Source organism: Bacteroides sp. AM16-13 (genome assembly GCF_003602705.1).
In the GTDB taxonomy this organism is placed as follows: domain Bacteria; phylum Bacteroidota; class Bacteroidia; order Bacteroidales; family Bacteroidaceae; genus Bacteroides; species Bacteroides xylanisolvens.
Map to the genome: position 1 here is coordinate 137306 of NZ_QTLK01000015.1, position 25438 is coordinate 162743.

General features: G+C 39.5%; 24 protein-coding genes. 15 read left to right on the forward strand and 9 right to left on the reverse strand.

Annotated features, from left to right (window positions below):
* Positions 1 to 38: 38 nt before the first annotated feature.
* From DW173_RS14030 to DW173_RS14055, 5 genes are all read right to left on the reverse strand, one after another.
* Positions 39 to 704 (reverse strand): hypothetical protein, encoded by a 666-nt coding sequence (locus DW173_RS14030; protein WP_004312881.1) that lies wholly within the window; start codon positions 702 to 704, stop codon positions 39 to 41.
* 33 nt (positions 705 to 737) lie between these two features.
* On the reverse strand, positions 738 to 1589 hold the full coding sequence (locus DW173_RS14035; protein ID WP_004312880.1) for a hypothetical protein: 852 nt from the start codon (positions 1587 to 1589) through the stop codon (positions 738 to 740).
* A 501-nt stretch (positions 1590 to 2090) separates the two neighbouring features.
* On the reverse strand, positions 2091 to 2264 hold the full coding sequence (locus DW173_RS23980; protein ID WP_008022387.1) for a hypothetical protein: 174 nt from the start codon (positions 2262 to 2264) through the stop codon (positions 2091 to 2093).
* Positions 2265 to 2633: 369 nt separating this feature from the next.
* Positions 2634 to 2873 carry a hypothetical protein gene (locus DW173_RS14050; RefSeq protein WP_008022386.1) on the reverse strand — a complete coding sequence of 80 codons (240 nt, stop codon included), beginning with the start codon at positions 2871 to 2873 and terminating at the stop codon, positions 2634 to 2636.
* Between the two features lie 22 nt (positions 2874 to 2895).
* Positions 2896 to 3807, reverse strand: a complete 912-nt coding sequence (locus tag DW173_RS14055; RefSeq protein WP_008022385.1) for a helix-turn-helix transcriptional regulator — start codon at positions 3805 to 3807, stop codon at positions 2896 to 2898.
* A gap of 155 nt (positions 3808 to 3962) precedes the next feature.
* Here DW173_RS14055 and DW173_RS14060 point away from each other — a divergent pair, with 155 nt between their 5' ends.
* From DW173_RS14060 to DW173_RS14070, 3 genes are read left to right on the forward strand one after another with little or no spacing between them, the layout of a single operon-like run.
* Positions 3963 to 4583: an ATP-binding cassette domain-containing protein gene (locus tag DW173_RS14060; RefSeq protein WP_004312876.1), complete on the forward strand. Its 621-nt coding sequence runs from the start codon at positions 3963 to 3965 to the stop codon at positions 4581 to 4583.
* 51 nt (positions 4584 to 4634) lie between these two features.
* Positions 4635 to 5429 carry an ABC transporter permease gene (locus DW173_RS14065; RefSeq protein WP_009041047.1) on the forward strand — a complete coding sequence of 265 codons (795 nt, stop codon included), beginning with the start codon at positions 4635 to 4637 and terminating at the stop codon, positions 5427 to 5429.
* Positions 5426 to 5704: a hypothetical protein gene (locus DW173_RS14070; protein WP_049702816.1), complete on the forward strand. Its 279-nt coding sequence runs from the start codon at positions 5426 to 5428 to the stop codon at positions 5702 to 5704. Before DW173_RS14065 ends, DW173_RS14070 begins: the two co-directional genes overlap by 4 nt.
* A 53-nt stretch (positions 5705 to 5757) precedes the next feature.
* Here the strand turns inward: DW173_RS14070 and DW173_RS14075 are convergent, their stop codons facing one another.
* Both DW173_RS14075 and DW173_RS14080 read right to left on the reverse strand, forming a co-directional pair.
* On the reverse strand, positions 5758 to 6171 hold the full coding sequence (locus DW173_RS14075; RefSeq protein ID WP_049702817.1) for a DUF4891 domain-containing protein: 414 nt from the start codon (positions 6169 to 6171) through the stop codon (positions 5758 to 5760).
* A 232-nt stretch (positions 6172 to 6403) separates the two neighbouring features.
* On the reverse strand, positions 6404 to 6907 hold the full coding sequence (locus DW173_RS14080) for an RNA polymerase sigma factor (RefSeq protein WP_004312907.1): 504 nt from the start codon (positions 6905 to 6907) through the stop codon (positions 6404 to 6406).
* 280 nt (positions 6908 to 7187) lie between these two features.
* On the opposite strand from DW173_RS14080, the gene DW173_RS14085 reads away from it, so the two are divergent.
* From DW173_RS14085 to DW173_RS14105, 5 genes are all read left to right on the forward strand, one after another.
* Positions 7188 to 8282: a Nif3-like dinuclear metal center hexameric protein gene (locus DW173_RS14085; RefSeq protein ID WP_008022379.1), complete on the forward strand. Its 1095-nt coding sequence runs from the start codon at positions 7188 to 7190 to the stop codon at positions 8280 to 8282.
* 5 nt (positions 8283 to 8287) lie between these two features.
* Positions 8288 to 9118, forward strand: a complete 831-nt coding sequence (locus DW173_RS14090; protein WP_004312909.1) for a zinc ribbon domain-containing protein — start codon at positions 8288 to 8290, stop codon at positions 9116 to 9118.
* Positions 9119 to 9338: 220 nt separating this feature from the next.
* Complete coding sequence (locus DW173_RS14095) at positions 9339 to 10736, forward strand: efflux transporter outer membrane subunit (protein WP_049702819.1); 1398 nt, start codon at positions 9339 to 9341, stop codon at positions 10734 to 10736.
* Between the two features lie 34 nt (positions 10737 to 10770).
* The gene (locus DW173_RS14100) at positions 10771 to 11904 is read left to right on the forward strand and encodes an efflux RND transporter periplasmic adaptor subunit (RefSeq protein WP_049702820.1); all 1134 of its coding nucleotides are present in this window, start codon (positions 10771 to 10773) and stop codon (positions 11902 to 11904) included.
* A 140-nt stretch (positions 11905 to 12044) separates the two neighbouring features.
* Entirely contained in the window at positions 12045 to 15197 is a 3153-nt protein-coding gene (locus DW173_RS14105) for an efflux RND transporter permease subunit (protein WP_049702821.1), read from the forward strand.
* A gap of 169 nt (positions 15198 to 15366) precedes the next feature.
* Here DW173_RS14105 and DW173_RS14110 read toward each other — a convergent pair whose 3' ends face one another.
* Positions 15367 to 15816 carry a type I restriction enzyme HsdR N-terminal domain-containing protein gene (locus tag DW173_RS14110; RefSeq protein ID WP_008022371.1) on the reverse strand — a complete coding sequence of 150 codons (450 nt, stop codon included), beginning with the start codon at positions 15814 to 15816 and terminating at the stop codon, positions 15367 to 15369.
* 63 nt (positions 15817 to 15879) lie between these two features.
* Between DW173_RS14110 and DW173_RS14115 the strand changes: the two genes are divergently transcribed.
* The 5 genes from DW173_RS14115 to DW173_RS14135 all read left to right on the forward strand — a co-directional run bounded on the left by DW173_RS14115 (position 15880) and on the right by DW173_RS14135 (position 21136).
* Positions 15880 to 16656 (forward strand): AMP nucleosidase, encoded by a 777-nt coding sequence (locus DW173_RS14115; protein ID WP_004312914.1) that lies wholly within the window; start codon positions 15880 to 15882, stop codon positions 16654 to 16656.
* A 24-nt stretch (positions 16657 to 16680) separates the two neighbouring features.
* Positions 16681 to 17700, forward strand: a complete 1020-nt coding sequence (holA, locus tag DW173_RS14120; protein ID WP_004312915.1) for a DNA polymerase III subunit delta — start codon at positions 16681 to 16683, stop codon at positions 17698 to 17700.
* A 1213-nt stretch (positions 17701 to 18913) separates the two neighbouring features.
* The gene (locus tag DW173_RS14125; RefSeq protein WP_009041041.1) at positions 18914 to 19384 is read left to right on the forward strand and encodes a helix-turn-helix domain-containing protein; all 471 of its coding nucleotides are present in this window, start codon (positions 18914 to 18916) and stop codon (positions 19382 to 19384) included.
* 76 nt (positions 19385 to 19460) lie between these two features.
* Positions 19461 to 20237: a dihydroorotate dehydrogenase electron transfer subunit gene (locus DW173_RS14130; RefSeq protein ID WP_004312917.1), complete on the forward strand. Its 777-nt coding sequence runs from the start codon at positions 19461 to 19463 to the stop codon at positions 20235 to 20237.
* Complete coding sequence (locus tag DW173_RS14135; protein WP_004312918.1) at positions 20225 to 21136, forward strand: dihydroorotate dehydrogenase; 912 nt, start codon at positions 20225 to 20227, stop codon at positions 21134 to 21136. The genes DW173_RS14130 and DW173_RS14135 overlap by 13 nt, the downstream gene beginning before the upstream one ends.
* Positions 21137 to 21351: 215 nt before the next feature.
* Here the strand turns inward: DW173_RS14135 and trmD are convergent, their stop codons facing one another.
* Complete coding sequence (gene trmD / locus DW173_RS14140) at positions 21352 to 22029, reverse strand: tRNA (guanosine(37)-N1)-methyltransferase TrmD (protein ID WP_004312919.1); 678 nt, start codon at positions 22027 to 22029, stop codon at positions 21352 to 21354.
* A 75-nt stretch (positions 22030 to 22104) separates the two neighbouring features.
* Between trmD and ligA the strand changes: the two genes are divergently transcribed.
* The gene (gene ligA, locus DW173_RS14145) at positions 22105 to 24105 is read left to right on the forward strand and encodes an NAD-dependent DNA ligase LigA (RefSeq protein WP_008022364.1); all 2001 of its coding nucleotides are present in this window, start codon (positions 22105 to 22107) and stop codon (positions 24103 to 24105) included.
* A gap of 59 nt (positions 24106 to 24164) precedes the next feature.
* On the forward strand, positions 24165 to 25058 hold the full coding sequence (gene dapA, locus DW173_RS14150; RefSeq protein WP_004312921.1) for a 4-hydroxy-tetrahydrodipicolinate synthase: 894 nt from the start codon (positions 24165 to 24167) through the stop codon (positions 25056 to 25058).
* Positions 25059 to 25438 lie beyond the last annotated feature (380 nt).

Consider the following 25438-nt stretch of genomic DNA (forward strand, 5'->3'; position numbering starts at 1 on the left):
GAAATGTTTAACGAACTATTGATTGAATAGAAATAAATCTAATTTCTTTTTCTCATAAATTTTTGAGCAAAATAGATAATTTCAAGAGGTGTCAATCGGTAAATAATTTTATTATCATTTTCTAATACCCAGTTTTGAGTATCAGATTGAAATTTCCATTCCAACTTTAATATATCCTTACCTAAGTTTTCAGCTAATAGTTGCTTTGTCTTATCAAGCACTAGCATTGTCGTCATTTGGCGTATTGCCATAGGTCTAACATAGTCCTTGATTTCCAATACCTTTCCTTTATTATCAAGAACGAATGTAATTTCACCTGATTCTACTTTTAAACCTGTACGTTTGGATTTTATATTATGAACCAATGATACAGCTATAAATGCATCAGGGGCTTCTGATATTTCAAAATATTGGTCAAACACTCCTCTGCTATCAAGAAGTTTTATACAACCGCGAAGTGTGTCTGTTTTTTGCTCCTCCATTTTCAATTTTATGGGATAACGTGCGTCTTGCACAATTAAGATCCATTCAATAGGTTCATGAATGAGAGTATCCGATAATGATACTGCATTGAAAAACTCCTTGATACAGTTTTTTGACCATTCAACTAATTGATGTTGTTCCGTTTGAGAACTTTCCGTATTTTGTCCTAAAACATTTGTTGTAAAACATAAAAGCAGGAATAAAAAAATATACTTTCTCATAAACAATAATATTAAAGCATGACAAATTCTATATCAATAAAAATTGGTAAATAATAGCTTGTACTGTTCCTCTGCACTTTTACTAATAGAGAAATATCCGTAGGAAACTTCTTTAACTTTTCCTTTGGGAGATATTATGAATACGCTGTGCTTTGTTTGCTTATATCCATCTCTTCCTTCTATTATATATTTATGCTCAATACATAATGCTGCGTGTATCCAGTTAGGATGAAAATCAGCAACTTGTTTAATAGAAGAAAATGTAAAATCCAACGCATCAAAGACTTTTCGTTCTAAAGTTAATTTTGTATATAGTGTCCATTCTATAGGAATATATTTTTGTGAGTTATTCAGATTTTCTGAAATATGTTTTCTTACTATATCCTCTCCCCATATTATAAGCTCCTCGTTATTACTATTTCTTAATGGACCTTGTATCATACCTGTAATTTGTTCTATCCCTGTATAATCTTCTCCATCAATACGATTGACAAAATTTGTAATATTCCCTTTTTTGTCAAATTCAATATGTTTACAATAATGAGATTCACAACCTTTTTTATTGATTATTTTGAATGTATGTGAAAGGCGCAATGTATTCCATTCAACGGAAGGTATATGAAAAGTGCTATACGTAGTTGTATGACCTAAATCATCAGTATAACCACTTCCTTCCCATTTTAATGCTATATATTCTTCATTATTGTACAAATTGTTTTTAATATATTCTTTTGTTTTTGCCTTAATCCAGTTTGTCTTTTGTTCTTCACTTGCATTGGGATTGAATTCAGGGAGATAATCTTTCTGAAAAGAAACACCCCAGATGATTAGTAATCCTATTATAACTATGATACTAAATAAAATGAACTTATCAGAATTATTCATGAGAATGAATATGTTTAGATAATAGAATAAAGTATTGCTGTAAATATGATTCCGACTAATGTACCTATCAAAGCAGATTTTGTTTTTCCTTCATGGCGATTCCATGAAGTAAAGCACAAAATCAGACCAATCAGTGGTATTAAGAAGCTGACGAACAGATAACTTAGACTAATTTCGTTATTATTAGATGGGATGTTATTTTGTGAACAACCACAGAATGGACAGTTTGAAGCACTATCTGATATTTGCTTCCCGCAATCTTTACAATAAATTAAGGACATATTTTTACAATTGAGAGTTGTGGAATTTTGTGAATAATTTAGTGTAGGCTCATTACTTTTATCATAAGTAATAAGCTCCTTATAACATTTGGGACATTTGAATATAACGTCCGGTTTAGAAGGAGCTTCTATCACATTCTTACAAAAGGGACATTCAACCATTGAAGAATCAATCTTTTTTATTTCATTATTGTTTTCCATATAATCAAAGTTTATATTATTAAACATCTATTCCTATAAAATTTAAAAACGCAAATATCCAACATAACATGAATAAACAGAATAGCACTGTTAGAATTAAAAAGTCTTCATCATGTTTTTTTACACCAATTTTTCGAGAAAGAAGAATTCTAACTCCAATTTCAGGTTTGGGAATTGCCGAAATTTTTTCCATAAACATCCTATTTATAATATCATTTCGACTCCCTAAAATGAGGTTATACATAAAAAAGAAAGTGTGGAGTCGTCTGTTTATCTATCGGGAGGTTCTGGTAAACCTAAGGAACAAATAAACAATACCCCACACTTGTATAGATATGCGCATAGGAACACATACGAAAATACAAGTGATGAGTGTTATTGTTATCCCTGTTCCTTTTGAAATTTACCAGATTTCCCGAATAAGGATAAAAGCAAAACACTTTCATCTAATAAAATGTAATGTCATATAATTGCTTATGATGACAGTGCAAATATAGATATATTTTGCAATATAACACTCTAGGGTATTGTTTTTTTTAGGTTTAAGTATAGTCTTCGTTTCTTATTCTATCAAATCTATCTCATCATCCATTTCTCCATTCTCATCGTCATATAAATAAGATTCAGGTATATAGTCAGACAAAAACAGTTTTTCATTCTGTATTTCATCTTCAATCTCTTCTGCAAAATCAATGTTTACGTCAATATCATCGCAGCAGGCGTAGTTGTCGCGATACTGTTGATTACGTTTCATTTCTTGCTGAAAAAAACTGCTACCAAATAATGCTTTAAATAGATTCATAGTTTTAATGTTAAACGTTATGTTATAAATGTCTTTTTATTGCTTCCTCATAAATTTTCCGTATCCGTTCCCGAAGATGTAACGGCTCAATTACTGTAAGTGAACTACTACGTGAGAGCAATGCCATTACAAAATCATTAGTAATACGAAGGCGTAATCTGATTCGAAATTCCATCTCATTGTCCATAATGATTTCTTGTGAATGATGCAAAGGAATCGATTTCAAGAAACTGCCATCTAATGCACTATAGCTTAGTTCAATATTTTCTACTGGAATATCTGTCTGATTCCAGATGCCGTAGCTGTCTTTAAATAAGTTGTTTGCATCAATATTCATATTCCTTTTGAAGGTTTCCTCATAAAGGATTTGGAGATTGCGGATACAGTCTATATTGAAAGTTTTTAATATGTTGTTGTCATAGGCGAGGAGATACCATCTTTGCTGGTCTTCTTTCAGATAATAAGGTAAGACTTTCTTTTTGCGTACTTTGTCTCCTTCACGTACATAAATATAACTGAATTCTACCGGGTGAAAGAATTTAATGGCTTTTATCAATGCCGGAAGACATTCACTGTCGTTTGGTCGATGATGTTCGGCAAGAACATAGGTGTGTAGGTTGGAAGTTTTGTCCAAAGCATTCAATAGGTCGAAGTTTAGCAGAAGCCGTTCGTACTGCTCCTTTTTCAAATCGTCTTCCTCATTGATATAATAACCGTTTTGTTTCTTATCAAAACAGATGCGGATACCAAATAGATCTTCTATATCTTTGAAGTCTCGCTGCAAAGTTCTTATGTCTACAGGTGTTCCATCTCGTTCTTCCATGCGATGTGTCACGTAGTTCTCCAATTCTTTACGTGGCACATACTGTTGCGGTCCTTTTAATTTATTGATAATGACCAGCATTCGTTGCATTCCTTCCCGTTTCTTGCCCATATTTGGTATTAATTTTAATTATCAAGAGCAAAGATAATGTCACGTGACGACAAAACATGTCGTTCTAAGAAAATTTCTAAGAAAACAAAGGGATTTTGATACGTATGCCCTTGTTTTTTTATACTTTTGGTGAAATTTTCAAAAGGTACGATTAAATGCTACATATTGAGAACATTTGTATTGCTTTTGGGACAGAGGTTCTTGTTTCCGGTTTTAATATGAAATTGGAAAGGGGAGAAACTGCCTGTATTGTAGGACAATCTGGTTGTGGAAAGACTTCGTTACTGAATGCGATAATGGGTTTTGTTCCGTTGAAAGAAGGGATAATCAGGATAGGAGGAATGGTACTGGATAAATCGACTATTGATACAGTCAGGCGGCAGATTGCATGGATTCCCCAGGAATTGGCATTGCCTTTCGAATGGGTGAAAGAGATGGTAGCTCTCCCGTTCGGACTGAAAGTGAACCGTTCTGTCCCTTTTTCGGAAGAAAGGCTTTTTGCCTGTTTTGATGAATTGGGACTGGAACATGAATTATATACCAAGAGAGTGAATGAAGTGTCGGGCGGTCAGCGTCAACGCATCATGCTCGCCGTAGCCGCTATGCTCAATAAACCTCTGATTATTATAGACGAACCTACTTCTGCTTTGGATGCCGATTCGACCGGTAGGGTCTTGTCTTTCTTCCGGCGACAGGCGGAAAGGGGAACAGCAGTGCTGGCCGTATCGCATGATAAGGATTTTGCTTCGGGTTGTCATTATTTAATAGAGTTGTAACGATTGGAGAGAACTCTAATACGAATCGGATAGAATTGTTAAGAATACACTGTGGGAACGATTGATATATCATATTATAATCTTTTTATAGGCTTGCTTCTGCTTGCCATCCCGTTCTTTTATCTTTGGAAGTTTAAAACGGGACTACTGAAACCTGCCCTGATTGGTACAGTACGGATGATTATCCAACTGTTCTTTATCGGCATGTATCTGAAATATCTCTTTTTATGGAACAATCCCTGGATTAACTTCCTTTGGGTGATAATTATGATATTCGTAGCCGGACAGACAGCACTGGTGCGTACCCAGTTGAAACATCGTATCTTATTAATCCCTATTACGGTAGGATTTCTTTGTAGTGTTGTACTGGTAGGCTTGTACTTTATCGGTGTTGTTCTTCAATTGGACAATATATTTAGCGCCCAATACTTTATTCCGATATTCGGTATCCTGATGGGTAATATGCTTTCGAGCAATGTGATAGCTTTGAATACGTATTATAGCGGATTGAAACGTGAGCAACAGTTGTATCGTTATTTATTAGGGAACGGAGCAACAAGGCAGGAAGCACAGGCTCCATTTATCCGACAGGCCATTATTAAATCCTTCAGTCCGCTGATTGCGAACATTTCCGTGATGGGATTGGTTGCTCTTCCCGGCACAATGATCGGACAAATCTTGGGAGGAAGCAGTCCGAATGTTGCCATCAAGTATCAGATGATGATTATGGTGATTACTTTTACGGCATCTATGCTGTCGCTGATGATAACTATTTCATTGGCTTCACGCCGATCTTTTGACGCATACGGGAAATTATTAGAGGTAACCAAAGAACCCAGAAAATGACAGTTACCGATCAGATATTCCGTAAAGTGGCTGAAACTTCTATTCCGCATTTTTTTATAACAGTGGAGTTTTCGGCATCCGGTACTGAAATGCCGGAACACATCGAATCGTTCCTGTGGGAAAAGCACAAAGCAATTCTTCGTGGAGCCAGCGGGCGTAAATTTATCTATAAAGAAGGAGAGTGGCGGCTTATTTTTACTTTCTTTCCTACCGACAGGGTGGTAGACGAACGGTATGCGCTGAAAAACAAGGTACAGATGAAAAGCAAAAACTAGACGCTAAGACAACGGGTTATCTTTGCTTTTAGCTCCGGTTGTGAGCACATTGATTACTTGCCTTTCAACATTCCCCATAAGCAGCGAAGTTGCACGAATTGTTCTCCGGGTTGCACATATCCGCTTTCAAACATCTTTTCCGACACTTTAAATTTGGAAAGATGATGGCGTATGTACGTCTCTACAGCCGGGGATTGTTTTTTGACGAATGACATCAAATCGACCTTTCCATCTTCACGAATGAGAACATGGGCTTTGATGGTACGAAAGCCGTACTCTTTGCAGTGTTTGGTTTCTGCTTTATCAATCCAGAAGATAGCAGTAGCTTTGACCGTATCTGCCGTGCAATCTTCGGCATTGTCAATTTCTGTAGACTCGGTTACAGCCGTTTCCGTATTATCACTCTTTTTGAGTTGACAGGAGGTCGTCACAACTATCAGCAACAGTAGAGTCAGAATTGTTTTCATCGTATTTATTATTTAGTGGAAGTAAAAATACAGATTTTCAATAAATAACGGAAGTTTTACGCAGAATTTTATAATTAGTTTTTATTCCGGCACTGATTTTTATCCATATTTGTCCGATGAAAACAGGCAAAAGGCAAAAAGAATATACACTCTCTTTGCCTTTTGCCTATTGATAAAACTGAAAAATGAAATCAATTGTTTAATCTGAAACTGATGTAGATATAGTTAGGGTTTAGCGGAAGTCTTTCAGTTCTTCCTGTAATTTCTGGCGCGTGAAGAAGATACGGCTCTTTACAGTGCCCAACGGAAGATTCAGTTTTTCTGCAATTTCGCGGTATTTGAATCCGGAAACGTGCATGGCGAACGGAACTCTGTATTCTTTCGGAAGAGCATTGACTACGCGGTGCATCTCTTTCAGGTCGTATGTCTTTTCCGTACTTTCAAACCCTGCATCTTGCGGTAAATTAAGATGGTAGAGATTGTCCGTATGGTCAATAAATGTCTGGTCACGAACTACCTTGCGATAGTTATTGATAAAGATATTGCGCATGATGGTATACATCCATCCTTTGAAATTTGTATCAGGTGTATATTTCTCTTCGTTATCTAATGCTTTTAGTGAGGTTTCCTGCAGCAAATCGTTCGCTTCTTCGCGGTCTGTTGTCAGTTTGTATGCGAAACGTAGTAGTTCTTCCTGAACGCCTACCAAGTCTTTTCTGAAGCTTAAACTTTTCATATGTGTTGTTTTTAAAATGTGAGTATTCGTTGTTAAAATTTTGATGTTGCAAGTTTAAGGTATTTTTTCGATCCCGCTAGGGGAGAATCCGACGGAATTTAGGGGAATTTCTATCATCGGATAGTTTTTAGGTCTTATTTGATAGTTTTCGGGTGGTGTTTGATATCTTTTACGGTGGTCTCAAGAAAACGGATAACGATAAATTCTCTAAAAAACGACCGTTTAGTATGATTATTCCTTTTTTATTTATTATATTTGCAACCAAATTTTCTACCAAATAATGAAAATTAAGCAAATAGTAAGCGCCCTTGAACGATTCGCGCCTCTGCCATTGCAAGACGGCTTTGATAATGCCGGCCTGCAAATCGGATTGACAGAAGCGGAAGCAACAGGGGCTTTGTTGTGTCTTGACGTTACTGAAGCCGTGTTGGATGAAGCGATCGCGTTGGGTTACAATCTCGTCATATCTCATCATCCGCTGATTTTTAAAGGGTATAAATCCATTACGGGCAAGGATTATGTGGAACGCTGTATATTGAAAGCAATAAAGAATGATATTGTGATTTATTCGGCGCATACCAATCTGGATAATGCGCAAGGTGGAGTCAATTATAAGATAGCCGAAAAAATCGGATTGAAGAATTTGAAAGTGCTTGAGCCGAAAGAGAATAACTTGGTTAAGTTGGTGACGTTTGTCCCTTACGCACAAGCTGACGCGGTACGCGAAGCACTGTTTGCTGCCGGATGCGGAAATATAGGCGACTATGATTCATGCAGTTACAATCTGAAAGGAGAGGGAACTTTCCGTGCAAAAGAGGGAACGCATCCTTTCTGTGGAACAATCGGAGAACTGCACCACGAAGAGGAGGTGAGGATTGAAACGATTCTTCCTTCCTTTAAAAAGGCGGAAACCATCAAGGCTTTATTGGCTGCCCATCCTTATGAGGAACCGGCATTCGACATTTATCCTTTATTGAACGACTGGTCGCAGGCGGGATCGGGAATTGTCGGTGAATTGGATGAATCGGAGACAGAGCTCGAATTTTTGAAACGCATCAAGAAGACATTCGAAGTGGGATGTTTGCGTCACAATAAGCTGAAGGGAAGAGAGATACAGAAAGTGGCATTGTGCGGCGGTGCAGGTGCATTTTTGCTTCCACAGGCAATCCGGTCGGGAGCGGATGTTTTTATTACCGGCGAAATTAAATATCATGATTATTTCGGCCATGAAGAAGATATTCTGATGGCAGAGATTGGTCATTACGAAAGCGAACAATATACAAAAGAAATTTTTTATTCCATAATCCGGGATTTATTTCCTAATTTTGCACTCCAATTGAGTAAAATAAATACGAATCCCATAAAATATTTATAAGTAAAATGGCTAGAGAAGCAAAAAAAGATCCGAATGAGTTGACGGTAGAACAGAAACTGAAGACACTGTTCCAACTGCAAACGATGTTGTCTAAGATTGATGAAATCAAGACATTGAGAGGTGAACTTCCGTTGGAAGTGCAAGACCTTGAAGATGAAATTGCCGGTTTGAGTACCCGTATCGACAAGATCAAAGCTGAAGTGGATGAACTGAAATCTGCTATTGCCGGCAAGAGAGTAGAAATCGAAACAGCAAAGGCTTCAGTAGAAAAATATAAGTCACAACAAGACAATGTTCGCAACAACCGTGAATATGACTTCTTGACAAAGGAAATCGAATTCCAGACATTGGAGATCGAACTTTGCGAAAAGAGAATCAAAGAATATTCTGCTGATAAAGAAGAAAAAGAGGCTGAAGTGACCAAGAACGATCAGATTCTTAACGAAAGAATGAAAGACCTGGAGCAGAAAAAGAGCGAACTGGATGAAATTATCTCTGAAACCAAACAGGAAGAAGAGAAATTGAGAGACAAAGCTAAAGACTTGGAAACTAAGATTGAACCACGTCTGTTGCAGTCTTTCAAACGTATCCGCAAGAACTCTCGTAACGGATTGGGTATTGTGTATGTGCAACGTGACGCATGTGGTGGTTGCTTTAACAAGATTCCGCCCCAGAGACAACTGGATATCCGTTCTCGTAAGAAAGTAATCGTTTGCGAATACTGCGGACGTATTATGATTGACCCGGAATTGGCTGGTGTGCAAATCGAACACAAGGTGGAAGAAGCTCCGGCAACTACTACCAAAAGAGCTATCAGAAGAAAAACTGCTGAATAAAGAAAGCAGTGAAGTAGTAAGTAAAGTTACTATTTTGATATATAAAGTAAGCCCTGCAGCAATGCGGGGCTTTTTTTGTTTTAGTAAGTGCCCGTATAAAGGGGAATCGAATACTTCAAAATAATATTGCGTCGCGTGGGAGTTTTACTCCAATTTTACTCCGGTAAACAAACTTACCCTTTAGTTGTTATCTTTTCATTTCATAAAAACCTGAACTGATATGAGTATACGAGTGTGGGGCACATCGCTCCTTATGTTTCTTTCAACTGTAACTGCGGTTGGACAGACTGCAAACCGTTATTTGAAAGCTCCGCTCCCTAACGATTGGGAAGAGAGCGGGGAAGTGTTTCAACAGATACTTCCGGTGGATGACCATTGGTGGAAGTCATTTCAAGACGCCAAACTGGACTCTTTGATAGCTCTGGCAGTAGATCGTAATTATTCCGTTGCGATGGCAATTAACCGTATAGCCGCCGCTCGTGCCAATCTTTGGATAGAACGTAGTAATTTCTTTCCTTCCATCGGACTGAATGCAGGGTGGACTCGTCAGGAAACAAGTGGAAATACCAGTTCGCTACCTCAAACAACGGATCATTATTATGATGCTTCGTTGAGTATGAGTTGGGAGTTGGATATCTTTGGCAGTATCCGCAAGCGGGTAAAAGCACAGAAAGAGAATTTTGCCGCCAGTAAGGAAGAGTACACAGGTGTTATGGTTTCGTTGGCTGCGGAGGTAGCCTCGGCCTATATCAATCTAAGGGAATTGCAACAAGAACTTGAAGTGGTGAAGAAAAACAGTGCTTCGCAGGAGGAAGTTTTGAAAATCACGGAAGTACGCTATAATACCGGACTTGTTGCCAAGCTCGATGTGGCACAGGCTAAGTCTGTGTTGTATAATACGAAAGCCTCCATTCCTCAACTGGAAGCGGGTATCAATCAGTATATAACGACATTGGCCGTTTTATTGGGAATGTATCCGCAGGACATTCGTCCGGTTCTCGAATCCGGCGGAACACTGCCCGATTACATGGAACCGATCGGAGTGGGGCTACCTGTCGATTTGTTATTGAGACGGCCTGATGTACGAGGTGCGGAATTGAGCGTGAATGCACAAGCGGCATTGCTCGGAGCCTCGAAAGCGGATTGGTTGCCGAAAGTTTTCTTGAAAGGATCATTTGGGTATGCCGCCCGTGATTTGAAGGATCTCACCAAAAGTAAAAGTATGACTTATGAAATCGCTCCGTCATTGAGCTGGACTATTTTCAACGGAGGACAGTTGGTGAACGCAACCCGACTGGCAAAAGCGCAACTGGATGAAGCGATTAATCAGTTTAACCAGACGGTTTTGACTGCCGTACAGGAGACTGACAACGCTATGAATGGCTACCGGAATTCAATCAAACAGATTGTCGCCCTGCGGGAAGTGCGTAATCAAGGGATTGAGACATTGAAACTTTCACTGGAATTGTACAAGCAGGGACTCTCGCCTTTCCAAAACGTACTCGATGCGCAACGTTCTCTGTTATCTTACGAGAATCAGCTGGTACAGGCACAAGGGAGTTCACTTTTGCAACTGATAGCCCTCTACAAGGCTTTGGGAGGCGGTTGGAGAGAATAAAAAAATCAATCAAAAAATATATAACCTAACAGATATGAAAAAACTGATGTATATCTTTCTTGCACTGCCTATATTGACAGGTTGTAAGGAGAAGAAAAGTACAGGAGCGATGGGAGGTATGCCAACTCCGGAAATTAGCGTGACCAAACCCATAGTGGAGGATATTACTTTGACGAAAGATTACCCGGGCTATCTGACAACTGAAAAAACGGTGAATCTTGTGGCACGAGTGAACGGAACCTTGCAGTCTACCTCGTATGTCCCCGGCGGACGGGTGAAACAAGGACAATTGTTGTTTATCATTGAACCTACCTTATATAAAGACAAGGTGGAGCAGGCAGAAGCAGAGCTGAAAACCGCCCAGGCTCAACTGGAATATGCCCGTAATAATTATAGTCGTATGAAAGAGGCTGTAAAGAGTGATGCTGTCAGTCAGATACAGGTACTTCAGGCGGAATCGTCTGTGGCAGAAGGGGTTGCAGCTGTCAGCAATGCGGAAGCTGCTTTGAGCACCGCCCGTACAAACTTGGGATATTGTTATGTTCGTGCGCCGTTTGATGGCACTATCAGTAAGGCGACGGTAGATGTAGGAAGTTATGTAGGCGGCTCGTTGCAGCCGGTTACATTGGCTACTATTTATAAGGATAATCAGATGTATGCTTACTTCAATGTAGCTGATAATCAATGGTTGACGATGGCTATGGATAACCAACAATTACCTGCCAATCTTCCGCAGAAAATAATGGTTCAACTGGGAAAGGAGGGAACTGAAACTTATCCGGCTGCCCTCGACTATCTTTCACCCAATGTAGATTTGAATACAGGAACGCTGACGGTTCGTGCCAATTTTGATAATCCGAAAGGGATATTGAAGAGTGGGTTGTATGTAAGCATTACTTTACCTTATGGAGAAGCTAAAAATGCGGTGTTGGTGAAGGAAGGTTCTATCGGGACCGATCAGTTGGGCAAATATTTATATGTTGTAAATGATTCGAATATAGTTCATTACCGGCATATTGAAATAGGGCAGTTGGTCGACGGCACTTTACGGCAGATAGTGGGAGGACTTTCTCCGCAAGAACAGTATGTCACAGAGGCTTTGATGAAAGTCAGAGACGGAATGAAGATAAAGCCTCTCCCTGATTCTCTCCCCAAGAGAGGAAAGTAAAGTCCTTTGCTAACTGATTGATTAACAAATGAAATCAATAAAGGTGATGTACTTAAAACCGATTAATTAACAAAAGTAACTTTCTTGCTCCTTCTCTTTGGGAGAAGGCTGTGGAGAGGCTGCTTTTAAACCTATATATTATGTTTTCTAAGTTTTTTATCAACCGACCGATATTTGCTACTGTCCTTGCCCTGCTTATTGTAGTAGCCGGTCTGGTCACACTCAATATATTGCCTGTGGCGCAATTTCCGGAGATCACGCCGCCAACGGTGCAGGTCTCTGCCGTTTATCCCGGGGCAAATGCTGAAACTGTTGCCCAAACAGTGGGTATTCCTATCGAACAGCAGGTGAATGGTGTAGATGGTATGCTTTATATGTCTTCCAATTCTTCCTCTTCGGGAGCGTATTCTCTGACCATTACATTCGCTGTCGGTACGGACATCGATATGGCAACTGTGCAGGTACAAAACAGGGTAAGTATCGCGCAATCATCACTGCCGGAACCGGTAGTAGTGCAAGGAGTCACTGTGCAGAAACAGTCTTCGAACATTGTGATGTTCCTGACAATGACTTCGCAGGATTCTGTATACAACAGCCTGTATCTGACTAATTATGCCAAACTGAATTTAGTAGACCAGCTGACACGTGTGCCCGGAGTGGGTGCTGTGAATGTTATGGGAGCGGGGGACTATTCGATGCGCATCTGGCTCGATCCGGAGGCTATGCGTATACGGAATATTTCACCGCAACAGGTTTATCAGTCCATCCAGTCGCAGAATGTGGAAGTATCTGCCGGATATATCGGTCAACCTATCGGGCAGGATAATAATAATGCTTTTCAGTATACATTGAATGTCCAGGGGCGATTGAAATCTCCAGAACAGTTCGGCGATATTATTATCCGCCGCGAACAGAACGGAGCGATGCTTCGCCTGAAGGATATTGCACGCATCGACTTGGGTTCTGCGTCATATAGCGTAGTGTCACGATTGAATGGAAAACCTACGGCTGCCATTGCTATTTATCAGCAACCGGGTTCCAATTCGCTGGATGTATCCAAAGGAGTGAAGGCTAAAATGGAGGAATTGGCGGCAAGTTTCCCGAAAGGAGTTTCGTATAATGTCACTTTGGATACGACCGATGTGATCCATGCTTCTATTGATGAAGTGATGGTCACATTCTTTGAAACGACTTTGCTGGTGATTCTCGTTATTTTCCTGTTCTTGCAGAATTGGAGGGCTGTGATTATTCCTTGTATTACCATCCCGGTATCGTTGATTGGTACATTTGCCGTGATGGCGGCATTTGGTTTCTCTATCAATACACTGACGTTGTTCGGGCTGATTCTGGCAGTTGCCATTGTGGTGGATGACGCGATAGTGGTGGTGGAGAATGCTTCGAGGTTACTGGAAACCGGGCAGTACTCCCCCCGCGAAGCGGTAACGAAAGCGATGGGAGAGATTACAGGCCCGATTGTCGGGGTAGTGCTTGTATTGCTGGCTGTGTTTATTCCAACGATGATGATTAGTGGAATTTCAGGGCAGTTGTATAAGCAGTTTGCATTGACCATTGCCGCTTCTACCGTGTTGAGCGGTTTCAATTCGTTGACGTTGACTCCTGCGCTCTGTGCGTTGTTTCTTGAAAAGAGCAAACCTTCTAACTTCTTTATATACAAAGGTTTCAATAAAGCATACGACAAGACGCAAGGAGTGTATGACAAGATTGTCAAATGGTTGCTTCAGCGTCCCGGAATGGCTCTTGTTTCCTACGGTGCCTTGACTGTTATTGCTGTATTGCTCTTTATGCATTGGCCGTCTACTTTCATTCCGGACGAGGATGACGGATATTTTATTGCTGTTGTTCAACTTCCGCCTGCAGCCAGCCTTGAACGTACGCAGGCAGTGGGAGATAAGGTTAATGCAATTCTGGATTCTTATCCGGAAGTGAAGAATTATATTGGCATTTCCGGCTTCTCGATAATGGGTGGCGGCGAGCAGAGCAACTCGGCAACTTATTTTGTGGTACTGAAAAACTGGGATGAAAGGAAAGGGAAGGAGCATACGGCTGCTGCCGTAGTCAACCGTTTTAATGGTGAAGCGTATATGACTATTCAGGCTGCGGAAGTATTTGCGATGGTTCCTCCGGCTATTCCGGGACTGGGTGCTTCCGGCGGTTTGCAACTTCAGTTGGAAGACCGGCGTAACCTGGGACCGACGGAAATGCAACAAGCTATCAATGCGTTGCTTGCTTCTTATCATTCTAAGCCAGCTTTAGGATCTGTGTCCAGTCAGTATCAGGCAAATGTTCCGCAGTATTTCTTGAATATTGATCGTGATAAAGTGCAGTTTATGGGGATTGCCTTGAATGATGTTTTCTCTACATTGGGCTATTATATGGGAGCGGCTTATGTGAATGATTTTGTTGAATTCGGCCGTATCTATCAAGTGAAGATTGAGGCACGGGATCAGGCACAGCGCGTGATTGATGATGTCTTGAAACTAAGTGTGCCGAATGCGGCAGGAGAGATGGTACCTTTTTCTTCTTTCACCAAAGTGGAGGAACAGTTAGGACAGGATCAAATAAACCGTTATAATATGTACTCGACTGCTTCTCTGACTTGTAATGTTGCTCCGGGAAGTAGCACCGGGCAGGCCATACAGGAAGTGGAAGCATTATTTAAGGAACAGCTGGGAGATGAGTTTGGATATGAATGGACTTCTGTGGCTTATCAGGAAACACAGGCAGGAAATACAACTACCATTGTACTCGTGATGGCTCTAATTGTTGCTTTCCTGGTACTTGCTGCACAGTATGAGAGTTGGACCAGCCCGGTGGCAGCCGTTATCGGATTGCCGGTTGCATTATTGGGTGCTATGATTGGCTGTCTGATTATGGGAACTCCGGTCAGTATTTATACGCAAATCGGTATCATTCTGCTTGTTGCGCTTTCGGCAAAGAATGGTATTTTGATTGTGGAATTTGCCCGTGATTTCCGTGCCGAAGGTAATTCGATTCGGGAAGCTGCTTTTGAAGCGGGACATGTCCGCTTGCGTCCGATCTTGATGACATCTTTTGCTTTTGTACTAGGAGTGATGCCGTTGTTGTTCGCTACCGGCGCAGGTGCGCAAAGTCGTATAGCATTGGGGGCCGCTGTTGTGTTTGGTATGGCTATGAATACTTTATTGGCTACCATTTATATTCCTAATTTTTACGAATTGATGCAGAAATTGCAAGAGCGGTTCAGTAAAAAGAAAGCAGATGATGGTAGTGGGAAAGATGCTGCAACGCAGTAGTAAAAAGCTGTTTGAAGACTGTCTGAAAGGGTAGTTGGTATAGTGACGCTATCTGTTCGGGATAGCGTCACCATAGTAGGCAAATAGCGTCACTATCCCCTCAGGATAGTGACGCTATTTTATTCTTGTCGGCAAGGCTGTTTTTTAAAGGCGAATACAGCAGATTATTTTATAAAGAATGGTAATCAGGAATATCCTGGAGGAACGTATAACTCTGATGTTCATAATCCATACGGCAGCAATAATGTTGCATTCCGTTGCTGACAATCAGGTAATCTACTTTCAGTACCATATTATACCGGGTGATCTGGTCGAAAACGGCCTGTGTTATTTCAATGTGTGGTGCTTTATATTCTACAATCATCCGGGCTGATAAATCCCTCCGGTAAAGTACTGTATCGCATCGTTTGGTAGTACCGTTCAACTTCACCATTACTTCATTGGCAAGAAGGGTAGTCGGATATCCTTTGTGTGCAATAAGAAAGTGAACAAAGTGTTGCCGTACCCATTCTTCAGGGGTAAGGGCGACATATCGTTTACGAATAACGTCGAAAATTACATTTTTTCCGTTTCGTACGTTTATTTTAGTGTCGAATACTGGTAGGTTTAACGATAACATTTATTATTTTTGTAAGTTAAATAATGGTTCCCATTATTGGGAGCACAAATTTAATAGATAATTATGAAAACAAAAGAAGAAATCGTAGCTAATTGGCTGCCGCGTTACACAAAACGTAACCTGGAGGATTTTGGAGAGTATATTCTGTTGACTAACTTCAACAAGTACGTTGAGATTTTCGCAAATCAGTTTAATGTTCCTATTTTAGGAAGGGACGCAAATATGATTTCTGCTTCTGCCGAAGGTATCACAATGATTAACTTCGGTATGGGAAGTCCCAACGCTGCTATCATCATGGACTTGCTGGGTGCTATTCGCCCCAAAGCATGTTTATTCCTCGGAAAATGTGGTGGTATCGACAAGAAAAACCAGCTTGGTGACTTGATTCTTCCTATTGCGGCTATCCGTGGGGAGGGAACTTCCAATGATTATTTTCCTCCCGAGGTTCCTGCGTTGCCTGCATTTATGTTGCAGCGTGCCGTTTCTTCATCCATTCGTGACAAAGGCCGCGACTATTGGACCGGTACTGTATATACCACTAACCGTCGTATTTGGGAACATGATGATGCGTTCAAAGAATATCTGACAAAGACACGGGCTATGGCAGTCGATATGGAAACTGCAACTCTGTTTAGTTGTGGCTTTGCCAATCATATTCCTACCGGTGCATTATTATTGGTATCCGATCAGCCAATGACTCCCGATGGAGTGAAAACGGATAAAAGCGATAATTTGGTGACCAGAAATTATGTAGAAGAGCATGTTGAAATTGGCATTGCTTCTCTGCGTATGATTATTGATGAAAAGAAAACTGTTAAACACTTGAAATTCGACTGGTAATCCGGTCTTTCTGAAAAAATATATATGGCAAAACAAGAATTGACCTGTGATGACATCCTCAAGGAATTGAGAGCAAAGCAGTATCGCCCTGTCTATTACCTGATGGGAGAAGAGTCGTATTATATCGACTTGATTGCAGATTACATAACGGATAATGTGTTGAGTGAAACGGAAAAAGAATTCAACCTGACTGTTGTGTATGGTGCTGACGTGGATGTGGCAACGATTATAAATGCCGCAAAGCGTTATCCCATGATGTCAGAACATCAAGTAGTAGTCGTTAAGGAAGCACAGGCCGTGCGTAATATGGAGGAGTTGTCATATTATCTTCAAAAGCCTTTACTTTCCACTATCTTAGTGATATGCCATAAGCATGGAACTTTGGATCGTAGAAAGAAGTTAGCTGCCGAGGTGGAAAAAACGGGTGTATTGTTTGAGTCTAAAAAAATCAAAGATGCGCAACTTCCCGGTTTTATCGCTTCATATATGAAACGAAAAGGGGTTGATATGGAACCGAAGGCAACTTCTATGCTTGCTGATTTTGTAGGCTCGGATTTAAGTCGTCTGACCGGAGAACTTGAAAAGCTGATTATCACTTTACCTGCCGGACAAAAACGTGTTACTCCTGAACAGATAGAAAAGAATATCGGCATAAGCAAAGACTATAATAACTTTGAATTGCGCAGTGCTTTAGTGGAAAAGGATATATTGAAAGCGAACAAAATAATAAAATATTTTGAGGAAAATCCGAAAACAAATCCAATCCAAATGACGCTGTCTCTATTATTTAGCTTTTACTCCAACTTGATGTTGACTTATTATGCGCCGGATAAATCAGAGCAAGGAATTGCAAACATGCTAGGATTAAGAACTCCATGGCAGGCTCGGGATTATATGGCGGCAATGAGAAAATATAGTGGAGTAAAGACGATGCAAATTGTTGGAGAAATACGATATGCTGATGCAAAATCTAAAGGAGTCCAAAACAGTTCTATGACAGATGGAGATATTCTTCGCGAGCTGGTGTTTAAAATTTTGCATTAACTCGAATTAAGAATTACATATATCATCAGACATATACTTTTACCATAGATAGAAATGGGGAGTATATGTCTTTTTTATATTCCCGCAATTATACTTATCTCAAAAAGGCCTCTCACTATTTTCTGTGATTATTTTTACAAATAAAATTAGTTATTTCATCGTTTTATAGAGTTACTGTTTGGCTAATCACACAAACAGTTTTTTTAATTTTATATTGCCCTATCTTTTCAGAAAATACATTTTCATTAAATCTAAAGCTTGAATTTTTTAACGAGAAAAGTTTACTGATCCTTGAGTTTTATCAAAAAAGCATTTTAGATTTTGATGCTACCATTTTATAGTGAGAATGGAGATTTTCTCTTTTTCTAAAGCTGCCCATTAATGTCATTTTGATAGTTCAGACTATATTGGATTGTTACAGCATGATTTTTTTCTAGTTTAATAGAAATATAGATTCACTTTATTGGGCTTAAATTCTTGTATATCATTTATTTATGCGAAAAATAAGCCTTCTAGAATCGAAAAAAAATAAATATCTGGAGATTGGTACAGAAATATCGCAAGGATTTGCTTTTTAGAGAAAATTGTAAAGGATGATTAGACAAAAATAGTAATATACATTGGTAAAGTATGGGTTGATTCCTTCCTTTTATTGCTTTTGCAACTATCGATATTTACTTTTGTACATTTAGCATGTTACCAATGTGTAATACAGGAATGTGAATTCAATACAAATGTAATCCAAAAGGATTATTCACAATAGTGTATTTGTGCGTTTACAATATTAATATTATATATACAAATGTAGTTGTATGACAATTAACAAATAAGAAATGTCCGCTTATTTTGTTGTAATTCAGTATGATATGTATTATTACATCAATTTATACTATAAAAGCTTCTTTTAGGTGGTGTGTATATTTGTGAATAACTTTATTTTGGCTTATATGTATATCAGTTATACATCTATATATCTGCACTTTATATATATTTATTTAATTAAAGATTTATGTTTGTATTTACTGTTTTTGTTTGATATACAAACGTAATATTCGATTTGTATAGAACGGTGTATTTTTGTGATATTAATATTTTTATATTTGTAATTTGCTTTTGTGAATCTAAATATTTACCTTTGTATTATCAATGATGTAATACGTGTTTTTGTGAATCAGGTGCATAACACATACAATTGTACTAAAAAGAAGGTAGTATGGAGATAAAAGACAGAATCAGAATGATAATGGAGAGAGAAAAAGTTCCTCCTAAAGTTTTTGCTAAAACAATCGGAGTACAACAATCTACTCTCTCTCATATTTTAAATGGCCGGAATAAACCCAGTTTAGATGTCATAATGAAGGTTCATCAAAAGTATGACTATGTAAATCTTGAATGGTTGCTTTATGGAGAGGGCGAAATGATGGTATCTGAAGAAGAGACATCTTTTTCTTCTTCTAATAGCGATTATCTGCCTTCTTTATTCGACGAGAATCTCATAAATTCGTCCAAAGAGCCGGCTATTCCGGAAAATCGCAAGGAAATGCCATTAAGAAACGCTGAAAATTCCCCTAAAGAGATTGTAAAACAAGAGATTAGGTATATAGAAAAGCCTGCCAGGAAAATCACGGAAATAAGAATATTTTTTGATGATAATACCTATGAGACGTTTAGGCCTGAAAAATAAAGAGTAAAATCGGTGGTTTGAGCAATTTCCTGTATCTTTGCACCCGGAATACGAATTTATACTTTTATATCCATACATGAAGAAATTTATTTTAGATCTGACAGTGACCGAGAATATCAGATTGAATGCAAACTATGTATTGCTAAAATTGACGTCTCAGTCATTACTGCCCGAAATGTTACCTGGGCAGTTTGCAGAAATCCGGGTGGACGGTTCGCCTACTACATTCTTGCGTCGTCCTATTTCTATTAATTTTGTAGATAAACAGCGAAATGAGGTCTGGTTTCTGATCCAGCTGGTTGGTGATGGAACAAGACGTCTGGCAGAGGCTAATTCTGGTGATACAATTAATGTGGTGCTTCCGCTGGGAAATGCATACACAATGCCTCAAGAGGCTTCTGATAAGCTCTTATTAGTTGGTGGAGGTGTCGGAACAGCTCCCATGTTGTATTTAGGTGAACAATTGGCTAAAAAAGGCCACAAACCTACGTTCTTGTTAGGTGCCCGTAGCGACAAAGATTTGTTGCAGCTGGAAGAGTTTGCTAAATATGGAGAGGTGTATACTACTACGGAAGATGGTAGCCATGGCGAAAAAGGATACGTAACTCAACATTCTATATTAAATAAGGTACGATTTGAGCAGATTTACACTTGTGGTCCTAAACCAATGATGGTGGCTGTGGCAAAATATGCCAAAAGTAATCAGATAGAATGTGAAGTTTCTTTGGAAAATACAATGGCTTGTGGTATCGGAGCATGCTTGTGCTGTGTGGAAAATACGACAGAAGGTCACTTGTGTGTATGTAAAGAAGGTCCTGTTTTTAATATAAATAAACTACTATGGCAGATTTGAGTGTAAACATTGGTGAATTACAAATGAAGAATCCGGTAATGACGGCATCCGGTACATTTGGATATGGTGAAGAGTTCTCTGATTTCATTGATATAACGCGAATAGGTGGTATTATTGTAAAAGGAACGACTCTTCACAAACGTGAAGGGAATCCTTATCCGCGTATGGCAGAGACTCCTTCTGGTATGTTAAACGCTGTAGGACTGCAAAATAAGGGTGTTGACTACTTCGTGGAGCATATATATCCTCGTATAAAAGACATTCAAACGAATATGATTGTAAACGTTTCGGGGTCTGCGATCGAAGATTATGTAAAAACGGCTGAAATCATTAATGAACTTGACAAAATTCCTGCTATAGAACTAAACATCTCTTGCCCCAATGTGAAGCAAGGAGGTATGGCTTTTGGTGTGTCAGCAAAAGGGGCATCAGAAGTAGTGAAAGCAGTGCGTTCTGCTTACAAAAAGACACTTATCGTAAAACTCTCCCCAAACGTTACGGATATCACCGAAATAGCTCGCGCGGCAGAAGAAAGTGGTGCAGATAGCGTGTCATTAATCAATACATTGCTGGGTATGGCGATTGATGCGGAACGTAAACGCCCTATTTTATCAACGATAACAGGAGGAATGTCGGGAGCGGCCGTAAAACCTATCGCATTGCGTATGGTGTGGCAAGTTGCTAAGGCGGTAAATATTCCTGTCATTGGTTTAGGGGGTATTATGGACTGGAGAGATGCTGTCGAATTCATGCTTGCAGGTGCAACGGCTATCCAGATTGGTACGGCAAATTTCATAGATCCTGCTGTCACTATTAAAGTGGAAGATGGTATAAATAATTACCTGGAAAGACACGGGTGTAAGTCTGTAAAGGAAATTATTGGTGCACTTGAGGTGTAATTGAAAACATACAATAACCATTCGCACTAAGTCTGCGAGAAAAATGCTATTTGTCTTTTGAATAAAGGAAGAATAAGCAGGCTGGAAACAGCGGATGAAAAATAGGTCTGTGTTTAAGATTAGCTATCAGCAAGATCTTTATAAACTGAAGGCAAAATAAAAACGACGGTGAAGATTTACATATTCTTCACCGTCGTTTTTATTTACACTTTATTTTATTCTCCCAATAAGTCGGGACGAAGTTTTCTGGTACGTTCCAGGGATTGTTGCAGTTCCCATTCTTTGATTTTTGCTTCATGACCGGATAAGAGAATATCGGGGACTTTCCAACCTTTATAATCCGCAGGTCGTGTATATACAGGTGCTGCCAGCAAATTATCCTGGAAAGAATCGGAAAGTGCGGACTGTTCATCAGAAATGACTCCGGGGATGATACGTACGATGGCGTCCGCCATCACCGCTGCTGCCAATTCTCCTCCTGTTAATACGTAATCTCCAATGCTGATTTCTTTAGTAATCAGGTGTTCTCGGATGCGGTAATCGATACCTTTGAAATGTCCGCAAAGAATAATGAGATTCTGTGCCAACGAGAGGCTGTTGGCCATCGGCTGGTTGAACTGTTCTCCGTCGGGGGTCGTGAAAATAACTTCATCGTAGTCGCGTTCTGCCTTCAGAGCATTGATGCAACGCTCGATGGGTTCTATTTTCATAACCATTCCGGCAAACCCTCCAAAAGGATAATCATCGACACGGCGATATTTATCTTCGGTATAATCACGCAGATTGTGAATATGTATCTCTGCAAGTCCTTTATCTTGAGCTCGTTTCATGATAGAACAATTGAAGAAACCTTCAATCATTTCGGGTAAAACTGTTATAATATCAATACGCATAATCTTTTAATTTTTCGCAAAAGTACAAATATTCAAAGATAAACATGTATTTTTGCCTTAAACAATCGAATAAATATGGATATAAAGGAAAAAATAGAGGAATTGCGTGCCGAACTTCACCGGCATAATTATAATTATTATGTGTTGAATGCTCCTGAAATCTCAGATAAAGAGTTTGACGACAAGATGCGTGAACTTCAGGATTTGGAACAGGCACATCCGGAATATAAAGATGAAAATTCGCCTACGATGCGTGTAGGTAGCGATTTAAACAAGAATTTCACGCAAGTGGCTCATAAATATCCTATGTTGTCATTGGCAAATACATATTCGGAAGCGGAAGTGACGGACTTCTACGACCGTGTCCGTAAGGCATTGAATGAGGATTTCGAGATTTGTTGTGAAATGAAATATGACGGTACTTCTATTTCGCTGACTTATGAAGATGGAAAGTTGGTTCGTGCCGTCACCCGTGGGGATGGAGAAAAGGGGGATGATGTGACGGATAATGTGAAAACGATCCGTTCTATTCCGCTTGTATTGCATGGTGATAATTATCCTGCTTCTTTTGAGATACGTGGAGAAATTCTTATGCCATGGGAAGTGTTTGAAGAGTTGAATCGAGAGAAAGAAGCGCGTGAAGAGCCGCTTTTTGCCAATCCGAGAAATGCGGCTTCCGGTACATTGAAGTTGCAGAATTCTTCTATTGTGGCTTCCCGCAAACTGGATGCTTATTTGTATTATTTGCTGGGTGATAACCTGCCTTGTGACGGACATTATGAAAATCTTCAGGAAGCGGCAAAATGGGGCTTTAAAATCTCTGATTTGACGCGTAAGTGCCAGACATTAGAGGAGGTTTTTGAATTTATCAATTATTGGGATGTAGAGCGTAAAAATCTGCCGGTTGCCACAGATGGGATTGTTTTAAAGGTGAATAGTTTGAGGCAGCAGAAGAATTTGGGCTTTACGGCTAAATCTCCTCGATGGGCTATTGCTTATAAATTCCAGGCAGAACGTGCGTTGACCCGTTTGAATAAGGTGACTTATCAGGTAGGAAGAACCGGAGCTGTTACACCAGTAGCTAATCTGGATCCTGTGCAGCTTTCAGGGACGGTTGTAAAACGTGCGTCCTTGCATAATGCGGATATTATCGAGGGGCTTGATTTGCATATTGGAGACATGGTTTATGTAGAAAAAGGCGGTGAAATTATTCCTAAGATTACAGGGGTTGATAAAGATGCACGTAGTTTTATGCTTGGTGAGAAGGTTCGGTTCATCGTTAATTGTCCCGAATGTGGCAGTAAACTAGTCAGATATGAAGGAGAAGCTGCTCATTATTGCCCGAATGAAACAGCGTGTCCTCCTCAAATCAAAGGCAAAATAGAGCATTTTATTAGTCGAAAGGCTATGAATATTGATGGATTAGGGCCGGAAACGGTGGATATGTTCTATCGTTTGGGATTAATTGAAAATACGGCCGACTTGTATAAACTTACAGTTGATGATATAAAAGGTTTGGATCGTATGGGTGAAAAATCGGCAGAGAATATCGTAACGGGAATTGCGCAAAGTAAAACAGTTCCTTTCGAGCGTGTAATCTTTGCTTTAGGAATCCGCTTTGTTGGTGAGACTGTGGCTAAAAAGATTGCGAAGTCGTTTGAGAATATCGATGATTTACAGCAGGCAGATCTTGAAAAATTGGTAAGTATCGATGAAATCGGAGAAAAAATAGCTCAAAGTATACTTGCTTATTTTGCTAATGAGTCTAATCGTGAGTTGGTTAACAGGCTAAAGGAGGCTGGATTGCAACTTTATCGCACAGAGGAAGATTTGAGTGGATACACTGATAAGTTGGCAGGGCAGTCTATTGTTATCAGCGGTGTGTTTATCCATCACTCGCGTGACGAATATAAGGAACTTATCGAGAAAAACGGAGGAAAAAATGTTGGAAGCATTTCCGCGAAAACGAGTTTTATACTGGCTGGAGATAATATGGGACCTGCAAAGCTCGAAAAAGCAAAAAAACTTGGAATAACCATATTAAGCGAAGACGAATTTCTGAAACTTATATCGTAAGATAAGAAAAATATTCGTACTTTTGCGGCTAAATAAATTAGAGATTATAATTAAAACTCATGATACAGACTAAATTGAAAGGAATGGGGGTAGCACTGATTACTCCTTTCAAAGAGGATGAGAGCGTTGACTATGACGCGTTGATGCGTATGGTGGACTATCTATTGCAGAATAATGCGGATTTCTTGTGTGTGCTGGGAACTACAGCTGAAACACCGACTCTGACCGAGGAAGAAAAGAAAACTATAAAAAAGATGGTAATTGACCGCGTCAACGGAAGAATTCCTATTCTGTTGGGTGTAGGTGGTAATAATACTCGCGCTATTGTAGAAACATTGAAAAACGATGATTTTACAGGGGTTGATGCGATATTGTCTGTGGTGCCGTATTATAATAAGCCTTCTCAAGAAGGTATTTATCAGCATTATAAAGCGATTGCGGAAGCTACGGAGCTCCCCATCGTATTGTATAATGTTCCGGGACGTACGGGAGTAAATATGACTGCTGAAACTACGTTACGGATTGCCCGTGATTTCAATAACGTAGTTGCTATTAAAGAAGCATCCGGCAATATCACGCAAATGGATGATATTATTAAAAATAAACCGGAAAACTTTAATGTAATCTCTGGAGATGATGGTATTACCTTTCCTCTCATAACATTAGGTGCTGTTGGTGTGATTTCGGTGATTGGTAATGCTTTTCCTCGTGAATTTAGTCGCATGACACGTTTGGCGCTTCAAGGAGACTTTGCCAATGCGTTGACTATTCATCATCGATTTACGGAATTATTTAACCTGTTATTTGTCGATGGAAATCCGGCAGGCGTAAAATCAATGTTAAATGCGATGGGGATGATTGAAAATAAGCTTCGTTTGCCGCTGGTTCCTACTCGTATTACTACATTTGAGGCAATACGTAAGGTTTTGAATGAATTAAATATTAAATGCTGAAAAAAGATGGACTCTTGACTAGTTCATAATAAACATCGAAGTGTTTAAAATAAATATCCCAATGATTAAATTCAATCATTGGGATATTTATTTTAAATCAGCCTATGATTTTTTTATTTTTATTCTCTCCTTCATCTTTCTTCTGAATAGCCTATGAATAAGGAATTTAGAGATGAAGGAGCTTCTTAAAAGCTGTTGTTTGTTGTGGTGGATTATATTTTGCGTTATCCTCTAAGCTTGCGTAGATGATATAGGTTGTTTTTGTTCTGTAAAGCGGCGCTTTAGACATAGAAAAGCATAGCTTTAGCCTATCGAAAGCTCTGCTTTGGCTCAGTTGTAATTCTTGGGGGATTAAGTTTAGTCAATTCCCTTCATGCATA